Source organism: Rhodococcus sp. JS3073 (assembly GCF_026810085.1).
GTDB lineage: Bacteria > Actinomycetota > Actinomycetes > Mycobacteriales > Mycobacteriaceae > Rhodococcus_F > Rhodococcus_F wratislaviensis.
This window is the reverse complement of the sequence record NZ_CP113951.1, coordinates 3,729,636-3,740,876: the sequence shown is the minus strand read 5'-3', so window position 1 is coordinate 3,740,876 and position 11,241 is coordinate 3,729,636. Positions and strand designations below refer to the sequence as shown.

Annotated in this window: 8 protein-coding genes; all 8 read left to right on the top strand. The window is 66.6% G+C overall.

The genetic code is table 11. The annotated features are described in order from the left end of the window. Positions 1-58: 58 nt before the first annotated feature. The 8 genes from glf to OYT95_RS16815 all read left to right on the top strand — a co-directional run bounded on the left by glf (position 59) and on the right by OYT95_RS16815 (position 11,175). On the top strand, positions 59-1,276 hold the full coding sequence (gene glf, locus OYT95_RS16850) for a UDP-galactopyranose mutase (protein WP_005248845.1): 1,218 nt from the start codon (positions 59-61) through the stop codon (positions 1,274-1,276). Then, a complete protein-coding gene (locus OYT95_RS16845) occupies positions 1,273-3,189 on the top strand; it encodes a glycosyltransferase (RefSeq protein WP_011596559.1) in 1,917 nt (638 codons plus the stop codon). Before glf ends, OYT95_RS16845 begins: the two co-directional genes overlap by 4 nt. After that, positions 3,170-3,688: a phosphatase PAP2 family protein gene (locus OYT95_RS16840; RefSeq protein ID WP_009477133.1), complete on the top strand. Its 519-nt coding sequence runs from the start codon at positions 3,170-3,172 to the stop codon at positions 3,686-3,688. Before OYT95_RS16845 ends, OYT95_RS16840 begins: the two co-directional genes overlap by 20 nt. Then, positions 3,685-4,590: a decaprenyl-phosphate phosphoribosyltransferase gene (locus tag OYT95_RS16835; protein WP_005248842.1), complete on the top strand. Its 906-nt coding sequence runs from the start codon at positions 3,685-3,687 to the stop codon at positions 4,588-4,590. Before OYT95_RS16840 ends, OYT95_RS16835 begins: the two co-directional genes overlap by 4 nt. A gap of 1 nt (position 4,591) precedes the next feature. Beyond that, positions 4,592-6,511 (top strand): flagellar motor control protein ZomB, encoded by a 1,920-nt coding sequence (gene zomB, locus OYT95_RS16830; RefSeq protein WP_112301587.1) that lies wholly within the window; start codon positions 4,592-4,594, stop codon positions 6,509-6,511. Positions 6,512-6,849: 338 nt separating this feature from the next. Continuing rightward, complete coding sequence (locus OYT95_RS16825) at positions 6,850-7,860, top strand: alpha/beta hydrolase (RefSeq protein ID WP_009477136.1); 1,011 nt, start codon at positions 6,850-6,852, stop codon at positions 7,858-7,860. A 283-nt stretch (positions 7,861-8,143) separates the two neighbouring features. After that, positions 8,144-9,139 (top strand): alpha/beta hydrolase, encoded by a 996-nt coding sequence (locus OYT95_RS16820; protein WP_081792230.1) that lies wholly within the window; start codon positions 8,144-8,146, stop codon positions 9,137-9,139. A 131-nt stretch (positions 9,140-9,270) separates the two neighbouring features. After that, complete coding sequence (locus OYT95_RS16815) at positions 9,271-11,175, top strand: alpha/beta hydrolase-fold protein (protein ID WP_037228432.1); 1,905 nt, start codon at positions 9,271-9,273, stop codon at positions 11,173-11,175. Positions 11,176-11,241 lie beyond the last annotated feature (66 nt).

Here is an 11,241-nt window from a genome sequence, read left to right as displayed (position 1 = left end):
GGGGTGCTTGCCCCCCTTGGCCGCGCACGGGCGGCGGAGTCGCTTACCCTGGTTCATCGTGACCGCTGCAACCCCAGAGACAACCGCCCCTGGCCGGTACGACCTCATCGTCGTCGGCTCCGGATTTTTCGGACTGACCGTCGCCGAGCGTGCAGCAACACAGCTGGGTAAGCGTGTGCTGGTGCTCGACCGTCGTCATCACCTGGGCGGAAACGCCTATTCGGAGGCCGAGCCCGAGACCGGCATCGAGATCCACAAGTACGGTGCGCACCTGTTCCACACCTCGAACAAGAGGGTGTGGGACTACGTCACCCAGTTCACCGAATTCACGAACTACCAGCACCGCGTGTTCGCGCTGCACAAGGGGCAGGCGTACCAGTTCCCGATGGGGCTGGGCCTGGTGTCGCAGTTCTTCGGGCGCTACTTCACCCCGGACGAGGCGCGGAAGCTGATCGCCGAGCAGTCCAGCGAGATCGACTCGGCGTCCGCGTCCAACCTGGAGGAGAAGGCGATCTCCCTGATCGGGCGGCCGCTGTACGAGGCGTTCGTGCGCGACTACACCGCCAAGCAGTGGCAGACCGACCCCAAGAACCTGCCCGCGGGAAACATCACCCGCCTGCCGGTGCGATACACGTTCGACAACCGCTACTTCAACGACACGTACGAGGGCCTGCCCGTAGACGGCTACACCGCGTGGCTCGAGAACATGGCGAAGGACCCGAAGATCGAGGTCCGGCTCGAAACCGACTGGTTCGACGTCCGCGACGACCTGCGCGCCGAGAGCCCCGACGCCCCCGTCGTCTACACCGGCCCCCTCGACCGCTACTTCGACTACTCCGAGGGCGAGCTGGGCTGGCGCACCCTCGACTTCGAGACCGAGGTGCTGGAGACCGGTGACTTCCAGGGAACCCCGGTCATGAACTACAACGACGCCGACGTGCCCTTCACCCGGATCCACGAGTTCCGCCACTTCCACCCGGAGCGGGACTACCCGAAGGACAAGACGGTCATCATGCGGGAGTTCTCGCGGTTCGCGGAGAGCAAGGACGAGCCGTACTACCCGATCAACACCCCCGACGACCGCGCGATGCTCGCCGCCTACCGCGACCGCGCGAAGGAGGAGATGGCGTCGAACAAGGTCCTGTTCGGCGGCCGTCTCGGCACCTACCAATACCTGGACATGCACATGGCGATCGCCAGCGCGCTGTCGATGTTCGACAACTCCCTGCGTCCGCACTTCGAATCCGGTGCGGCCCTCGTGGGGGATGCCGAATGAGCGCCCGACATCTGCTCGAATCCGAGAAGGTCACCGAGGACGCACCGTTACTCGGCAAGTCGCTGCTGCAGCGGGTGATCCTGCCGCGCGCAGGCGAGCCGCTCGACGTCCGCACCCTCTACCTGGAGGAGGCGAAGACCAACAGCCGCCGCGCGCATTCGCTGTCGCGCACCTCGCTGTCGGTCGGCGCCGAGGCGGAGGCGTCGTTCTGCACCTACTTCAACGCGTTCCCGGCCAGCTACTGGCGCCGGTGGAGCACCCTGAACTCCGTGGTGCTCCGTCTCGAGCTGTCGGGGCACTGCCGCATCGACGTGTACCGCTCGAAGGCCGACTCGTCGCGCATCCACGTCGAGGGCCGCGAGTTCCAGGACGGTGACGCCGCGCTGGAGTTCGAGATCGAGCTCGCCCCGTTCGAGGACGGCGGCTGGATCTGGTTCGACATCACCACCGACACCGAGGTCGTGCTGGAGAGCGCCGGCTGGTACGCGCCGGTCGACGCCCCCGGTGAGGCCACCGTCGCCGTCGGCATCCCCACGTTCAACCGGCCGACCGACTGCGTCAAGGCGCTGACCGCGCTGGCGTCCGACGAACTCGTCATGGACGTCGTCAAGGCCGTCATCATCCCGGATCAGGGCACCCGCAAGGTCAAGGACGAGCCCGGCTTCACCGAGGCCGCCGAAGCGCTCGGCGACCGGCTGGCCATCCACGACCAGGCGAACCTCGGCGGGTCCGGCGGCTACAGCCGGATCATGTACGAGGCGCTGAAGACCACCGACTGCCAGCACATCCTGTTCATGGACGACGACATCGAGATCGAGCCCGACTCGATCCTGCGCGCGCTGGCGATGTCGCGGTTCGCGAAGACTCCGATGCTCGTCGGCGGGCAGATGCTGAACCTCCAGGAGCGCAGTCACCTGCACTCGATGGGCGAGGTCGTCGACCGGTCCATCTTCATGTGGACGGCCGCACCGAACGTCGAGTACGACCACGACTTCTCCCGCTACCCGCTGAGCGACCGCGAGAACTCGCGTCTGCTGCACCGCCGGATCGACGTCGACTACAACGGCTGGTGGATGTGCATGATCCCGCGGCAGGCCGCCGAGGAACTCGGTCAGCCGCTGCCGCTGTTCATCAAATGGGACGACGCCGAATACGGCCTGCGTGCCCGGGACGCCGGCTACCCGACCGTCACCATGCCCGGTGCCGCGATCTGGCACATGGCGTGGAGTGACAAGGACGACGCCATCGACTGGCAGGCGTACTTCCACCTGCGGAACCGGCTCGTCGTCGCGTCCCTGCACATGCCGGGCAACGGCCGCGGCCTCGTGATCAACACCGTCAAGGCCACGATCAAGCACCTGCTGTGCCTCGAATACTCGACCGTCGCGATCCAGAACCAGGCCATCGCCGACTTCCTGCAGGGTCCCGAGCACATCTTCGAACTGCTCCCCACCGCGCTCGGCAACGTCCACGCGATGCGTAAGGAGTACCCGGACGCGGTCGTCCTGCCGTCGTCGACGAGCCTGCCGCTGCCCTCCGGTGAGGAAGTCGGCGCGGTCGGCCTGCCCACGAACCCGCTCGCGAAGATCGTGCGCCTCGGCAAGGGCCTGATCCACAACGTCAAGCCCGCGCACGAGCAGCACCACGAGCGTCCCCAGCTCAACGTGCCCACCATCGACGCGCGGTGGTTCCTGTTGTCCCAGGTGGACGGCGTCACCGTCACCACCGCGGACGGGCGCGGAGTCGTCTACCGCAAGCGCAACCCCAAGCTGGCGCTCGCGCTGCTGAAGGAAGCGATCCGGCTGCGCCGCGAACTGGCCCAGCGGTTCCCCGAACTCAAGCGCGAGTACCAGGACGCCGTTCCTGCCCTGACCAGCAAGGAGAGGTGGGAACGTGTCTTCGGCATCAAGTGAGGTCCAGATCCTGCAGGCCGTCCAGTCGACGATCGCGAGCCGTCCCGGCGTCGTCTCGACCGCACGGGGGATGTCCCACTTCGGTGAGCACGCCCTCGGGTGGGTGGCCGTCGCCGGCATCGGCGCGGCACTCGACAAGCCTCGTCGCCGGCAGTGGGCGGGAGTCGCGGTCGGTGCCGTCGGCGCCCACGCGGCATCGATCGTGATCAAACGCATCGTCCGCCGCCCCCGGCCGAACGACCCGTCGATCCAGGTCAACGTGTCGACGCCCAGCAAATTGAGCTTCCCCTCGTCGCACGCGACGTCCACGACAGCGGCTGCCGTGCTGCTCGGCCGCCTCACCGGGCTACCCTTGCCTGCGTTGTTGGTACCGCCGATGCTGCTCTCCCGGCTCGTTCTGGGAGTGCACTACCCGACCGATGTGCTCGCCGGATCTGCCCTGGGGGCCGCCTCTGCGGTCGCGGTGCTGAAGGCCGAGCAGAAGTTTGGAGAGAAATGAGCGAGGAACCGGCCGTCGTCACCGGACCCCCGACATCCCTGGCGGCGGGCATCGTCAAGGCCGTTCGCCCGCGTCAGTGGGTCAAGAACGTCTTGGTCCTCGCAGCTCCCGTCGCCGCGGGCACGGCGACGGAATCCGACGTCCTGCTTCCCGTCGCACTCGCCTTCGTGGTGTTCTGCATGGCAGCGTCCGGCATCTACCTCGTCAACGACGCGATGGACGTCGAGGCGGACCGCGCGCACCCCACCAAGCGATTCCGCCCCATCGCAGCCGGTGTGCTGCCCGTCAACCTGGCGTTCGGGATGGCGGTCGTGCTGCTCGGCGGGTCGATCGCCCTGTCGTTCCTCGCCAACTGGCAGCTGGCGGTCGTGATGGCCGTCTACATCGGCATCCAGCTGGCCTACTGCTTCGGTCTCAAACACCAGGCCGTCCTCGACATCTGCATCGTCTCGTCCGGGTTCCTGCTGCGCGCCATCGCCGGTGGTGTGGCCGCCGAGATCGCACTGTCGCAGTGGTTCCTGCTGGTCATGGCATTCGGTTCGCTGTTCATGGCGGCCGGTAAGCGATACGCCGAACTGCAGCTCGCCGAGCGCACCGGCGCGAAGATCCGCAAGTCCCTCGAGAACTACACCACGACGTACCTGCGTTTCGTCTGGACACTCAGCGCCACCGCGGTCGTGCTCTGCTACGGACTGTGGGCGTTCCAGCAGGACGACCTGAAGGCCACCAACTGGTACGCCATCTCCATGGTGCCGTTCACCATCGCGATCCTGCGTTACGCCGTGGACGTCGACGGCGGCGAGGCGGGGGAGCCCGAGGAGATTGCGCTGGGCGACCGCGTGCTCCAACTCCTCGCGATTGCCTGGATCGGAGTGGTGGGTGTCGCTGTCTACCTCGTCTGACTTGGTAGGAGGCGCCGAGGACTCGGACGCCGCCGCGGAGCGGACCACCGAACGCCACCGGAAGGCCATCCTCGCGAGGGTGGTCTTCCTCGGGGGTGTGGCCGTCTCGGCTCTCCTGATGTTCTGGGGTGCCTGGGAACGGCGATGGATTGCCGACGACGGCCTGATCGTGCTGCGCACGGTCCGAAACCTCCTCGCAGGCAACGGTCCCGTCTTCAACTCGGGCGAGCGTGTCGAGGCCAACACCAGTACCGCGTGGACGTACATCGTCTACGCGTTCAGCTGGCTCTCCCAGGCCCGGCTCGAATACGTCGTCCTGACGATCGCGCTGATCCTGTCCACGGCGGCGATCGTGCTCGCCATGTTCGGCACCGCGCGCCTGTACCGCGGTGGGTCCTTCGCCGGCGGCGGCACCCTCTTCCTGATGCCCGCCGGTGTGCTCGTCTACATCGCGGTGCCCCCGGCCCGGGACTTCGCGACGTCGGGTCTCGAAAGCTGCCTCGTCATCTTCTGGATCGCGCTGCTCTGGCTGCTGCTGGTCCGATGGAGTCAGGCCACCACCCCGTCCACCACCTCGGTGCTCGTGCTGTCGTTCTTCGCGGGCATGGGGCCCCTCGTGCGCCCCGAGCTGGCGATCCTGGGTGTGCTGTCGCTGGCCATGATCTTCCTCGCGCCCGGTCTCACCTGGGTGGTGCGCGTGGCGATGGTGTTCGTCGCCGGCATCGTTCCGGTGGGCTACCAGATCTGGCGCATGGGCTACTACGCCCTCCCGTACCCCAACACCGCGGTGTCGAAGGACGCGGGCGGCGCCAAGTGGTCGCAGGGTTTCGCCTACCTCTGGAATCTGCTCGGCCCGTACCTGCTGTGGCTGCCGCTGGTCTTCCTTTTCGTCGGCGCCGTGATCGCCTGGCGCGGCCGGGACAAGTCCATCGAGGATGGTGTTCGTCACACCGAGGGGAATCTGCTCACCCGCCTGCGCGGAGGGCTGCGGACGCAGAATGCCGTCGTCGTCTTCATTCTCGCGAGCGGGTTGATCCTCGGTCTGTACTCGTTGCGCGTCGGCGGCGACTTCATGCACGGCCGCGTTCTTCTCCCCGTTCTGTTCTGTTTCATCGTTCCCGTCGCCGTAATTCCGGTGCGAATTCCGGACCGGGCGGCGTGGGGGCGTAATAGGGAATCGTCGACTTTCCTCGCAATGGCTTTCCTGTGGGTCGGCACCGTCGTCTGGGCATTTTTCGCGTCGAACACGACGGGAATGCCGGAGGGTGTCGTTATCGGGCGTTCCGGAATTGTCGACGAACGAGCCTTCTACGTTCTCAACACCGGTCATGCGCACCCGATTCGCGCGGACGACTATCTGGACTACCCGCGGATGCGCGCCATGGTCCAGACCATCTCGGACACCCCCGACGGCGGTCTGCTCATCCCGTCCGCCGACTACACGTACTGGTTCGTCGTTCCTCCGCCCCTTCCGATCCCGGAGGACGGCGCAGGCCACACCGTGTACTTCCTGAACCTCGGCATGACGAGCATGAACGTCGGCCTCGACGTGCGGGTGCTGGACCAGATGGGTCTCGCCTACCCGCTTGCGGCGCACACGGAGCGGTTGGACGACGGCCGTATCGGGCACGACAAGAACCTCTACCCCGACTGGGTCGTGGTGGACACGGGAATGATCGACAAGCACCCGTGGATGCCCGGATTCCTCGACGAGGAATGGGTGACCGAGGCGCGGGTCGCGCTCACGTGCCCCGAGACCCAGGACCTGCTGACGTCGTACCGGTCGGAACTGACGTGGCCGCGATTCAAGCAGAATTTCAAGGATGCGCTGCATTTCGCGAGTTATCGATTCGAGCGAGTGCCCGCTTATGAAATTCAGCGGTGCAATCTCGAGCCGCCGTTCCCGGAACCGGCCAAATAGGGCGAACCGGGCGAGGCGTGTGTCACCGGGGCGTCCCGGGCAGATCTCGATGTCGGAACATCAGATCTCGTTTGTGTAACGCTGGAACTGTCGGCGACGATGTACGTCGATGATGAGTCATCGGTGACGGTGGTCTGGAAGTTCCCCGAAAAGCGCTCCGTGAGCGTTTGTCAGGGAAGTTCGTGTGACATACAGTCCACCAAGCGCAGTGTGACTTGGAAGAGGTCCGCTGCCGACCCGGCTTCAACGCCCGGGCCGGCAGGTCGCCTGTTCCCCGACGGAATCCGCCGGAGCCGCCCAGTGGCGGAGTCCGCAGACGAAGAGAGTGAGCAGTATTCATGCGTTTTGCCAGACCGAGGTTGTCTCAGCGCCTCAAGCAGCGTGCGATGGCCATCGGTGCCGTCGCACTGGTACTGCCTGTGGGCGCAGGAATCGCTGGTGGAGCCGTCGCCGCAGCAGCACCGACGCACGCGGGTCCCGCCAAGACCGCGCCGGCAGGTGGCTACGAGGAACTGTGGGTTCCCTCTTCCATGGGACCGATCAAGGTCCAGGTCCAGTGGGCAGCCCGCGGCGGTAGCGCTGCGCTGTACCTGCTCGACGGACTGCGTGCCCGCAACGACCGCAACGCCTGGAGCTTCGAGACCAACGCGTTCGACCAGTACCGCAACGACAACGTGACCCTGGTCATGCCCGTCGGCGGCGAGTCCAGCTTCTACTCCGACTGGTATTCGGCGAGCAACTTCAACGGTCAGCCCGTCACGTACAAGTGGGAGACGTTCCTGACGAAGGAACTGCCCGACTTCCTGGCCAACTACGGTGTCTCGCGCACCAACAACGCCGTCCTCGGCCTGTCGATGGGTGGTAGTGCCGCCCTGACCCTCGCCGCGTACCACCGCGACCAGTTCAAGTTCGCCGGTTCGCTGTCCGGATACCTGAACATCTCGGCTCCCGGCATGCGTGAGGCCATCCGCGTCGCGATGATCGACGCCGGCCGCTACAACGTGGACGCGATGTGGGGCCCGCCGTGGAACCCGGCGTGGCTGCGTAACGACCCGTTCGTGTTCGCCCCGCGTCTGAACGGTCTGTCGATGTTCATCTCGGCTGCCAGCGGTCTGCCCGGCGAGTTCGACCACCCGCGCGCCCCGATCGACTACTACAACACCGCCAACGGCATGGGCCTCGAGGCTCTCGCCCTGGCCAACACCCGCGCCTTCCAGGTGCGTCTGGCCACCCTCGGTGTCCCGGCCACCTTCGACTTCCCCGCCAACGGCACGCACTCGTGGCCGTACTGGGGTGCCGAGCTGTGGAAGGCCCGCGGCCAGATCCTGGACACACTGGGCGCCTGGTGATCTGACACCCCCGTGACGAACGCCGCCCCGCCGATCCGGCGGGGCGGCACTCGCGCGCTCCGGGGTACCAGCGCCCCGACCGGGGGCGTGAGGGAAAACCCAGGATTCCCTTCCCCCGGGAGTGCACAACGGAACGTTTTGTCAGTAAGGTGATCCCGTCGAGACGCCACCCGCGCAGCGATCGCTGCGCGGGTGGCGTCTGTACGTGAGATTTTCACGAGAGTTATCGAGAGGTTGCCGCGGCCGCGGCGCGAGACGCATCAAGCGGAGGGAAGACGAGTTCATGCGAGTTGGGGGTTCGACGAGAACAAGCGGCTGGGCCAGGCGTACCGCCGCCGCAATTGCTCTGGCGGTCGCACTGCCACTGGGCGTGACCATGGTGGGCGGCGGTGCAACGGCATCCGCAGCCTTCGATCCCGCGGCGCAGGACTTCTGGGTCGATTCCGCCATGGGACCGATCAAGAGCCGCATCTGGCGTGCCGCCGACGGCAACACCAACCGGGTCGTCTACCTGCTCGACGGTCTGCGCGCGCAGGACGACCTGAGCGGCTGGGAGGTCAACACCGACGCGGGCCCGTTCCTCGCCTCGCAGAACATCAACGTCGTCCAGCCGGTCGGCGGGCAGTCCAGCTTCTACTCCGACTGGATTTCGAACTCGAACCTCAACGGCCAGAAGACCCCGTACAAGTGGGAGACGTTCCTCACGCAGGAACTTCGCGACGCACTGGCGAACCGCCTCGGGTTCCAGTCCACCCGTAACGGCGTCATCGGCCTGTCGATGGGTGGCAGCGCCGCCCTGACCCTCGCCGCCTACCACCCCGATCAGTTCAACTACGCGGGCTCGCTGTCCGGATACCTGAACATTTCGGCTCCCGGCATGCGTGAGGCCATCCGCATCGCGATGCTCGATGCCGGCCGCTACAACGTCGACGCGATGTGGGGCCCGCCGTGGAACCCGGCGTGGCTGCGCAACGACCCGTTCGTGTTCGCGAACAAGCTTCGCGACAACAACACCCGCCTGTGGGTGTCGGCCGCCAACGGCATCCCCGCCCCCGGCGGAGCCGCACCGACCGGATTCATGGACGTCTTCAACGCGAGCACCGGTGCGAGCCTCGAGGCACTGTCGCTGGCGAACACCCGTGCGTTCCAGGTGAAGATGGCGACCCTCGGCGCGAAGAACGTCACCTACAGCTTCCCGCCCCGCGGCATCCACACGTGGCGTTACTGGCAGCAGCAGATCCACGATCTGGCCGGCGACCTCGGCAACACGATCGGGTAGCTCGGAAGTAACAATTGCACCAGCTGTAACAGCGCGGCACTCCCACTCATCTGTCGTTTGCGTGTAGAAAGAACCGGAACGCGAGGCCGTGCTCCGTGTTGGCCTCGACGCGCAGAGAGAGAGTGAACGTCATGCGAGTAGGCCTGTTCAAGGCAGAACGTCAGCGTTCGTCGGCCGGAAATGTTCGAAGGCGGACGCTGGCCTCGCTTGCCGCTGTGCTCGTGGTGCCGGTGGCGGTCGGGTTCACCCAGACCGCCACCGTCTCGGCTGCGCCGGTCGCCCATGCGGCGCCCGCCGCCGCGCAGGCTCCGGTGGCCACACAGGTCCCGGGTGGCGCGACGATCCATCACGTCGACTGGCTCACCGACCGTCGCGTGGCGATCTGGATCAACTCTCCGTCGATGGGCGTGCCGATCCAGGTGCAGATGCTGCTGGCACGCGACTGGAACTCGAAGCCCACCGAGAAGTTCCCGTCCGTCTACATGCTCGACGGTCTCCGCGCGCAGGACAACGAGAACGGCTGGACGCTCGAGACCGACGCCGAATCGTTCTTCGCCGACAAGAACATCAACGTCGTCCTCCCGGTCGGCGGCCAGTCCAGCTTCTACTCCGACTGGGTGGCCCAGGACAACGGTCAGAACTACCAGTGGGAGACGTTCCTCACCAAGGAACTGCCCCCGATCCTCGAAAGCGATTGGCGCACCACGCAGACACGCGGCGTCATCGGGCTTTCGATGGGCGGCACGTCCGCGATGTTCCTCGCGGCCCGCAACCAGGGATTCTTCAAGTTCGCCGCGTCGCTGTCGGGCATGCTCACCACCACCGCGCTCGGCATGCCGCAGGCCGTCGCGTACGCGATGAGCGACGCGGGCGGATTCGACGCGGACGCGATGTGGGGTCCCCCGACCAGCTCGGCGTGGGAGGAGCACGACCCCTACCTGCTGGCCGACAAGCTCAAGGGCGTCAGTCTGTACATCTCCAGCGGTAGCGGAACGACGGGCCCGTACGACCAGCCGTCCGGAATCCCCGGCGTCAGCACCAATTACGCGGGCATGGGCCTCGAGATCCTGTCGCGGCTCACGTCCCAGACCTTCGCGACCAAGCTCAACAAGCTGGGCATCCCGGCCCAGGTCAACTACCGGCCGTCCGGCACGCACTCGTGGCCGTACTGGCAGTTCGAGCTCCACCAGCTGTGGCCGCAGCTCGCCAGCGCCGTCGACGTCGAACCCGACAAGCCGGTATGCGCCACAGGCGGTTCCATCGCCGGGGTCGCCGGCGCGAACCCGTGGATCGGCGACTGCCTCACCCCCGAGTACAGCCTCGCGGGCGGAACGGTCCAGGACTTCCGCAACGGCCGGATCTTCGCCAAGTCCGACACCGGCGCGCAGCCGGTGGCCGGCGCCATCGGCGGCGTCTACCAGGCGACCGGTGGTCCGGGTGGGCCGCTCGGCTACCCGACGACGCCCGAACTGGCCACCCCCGACGGTCGCGGCCGCTTCAACCACTTCGAGCACGGGTCCGTGTACTGGTCGCCGCAGACCGGCGCGCACGCCGTCCGCGGCGCGATCCGCGACGAGTGGGCACGTCAGGGCTGGGAGGGCGGACCGCTCGGATACCCGGTGGCCGAGGAAGTTCCCACGCCCGGCAAGGACGGCGCGGTGCAGGGCTTCGAGATCGGCGCCATGTACTTCAGTCCCGCGAACGGCACCCACCGCGTGCAGGGAATGATCATGGGCAAGTACGCCGAACTCGGTTACGAGGGCGGGTGGCTCGGTTTCCCGAAGACCAGCGAGATCGCGGTCAAGGACGGCGGCCGGTTCAACCAGTTCGAGGGCGGCAACATCTATTGGAGCCCGCTGTCGGGTGCCTGGGCCGTGGAGAACGGACCGATCTTCGACGCCTGGAAGAGCGCCGGCTACGAGGGTGGCCGACTCGGCTTCCCGATCAGCGACAAATTCGCCATCCCCGGCGGAGTTCAGCAGAACTTCCAGACCGGTTACGTCACAGTGATCGACAACAAGGCGGAGATTCACTGATGGCCGCATCGCAGTAGAAATCTCACGCGCAGCGGGCGGGGCCGGGTCCGGCGGACCAGGCTTCCG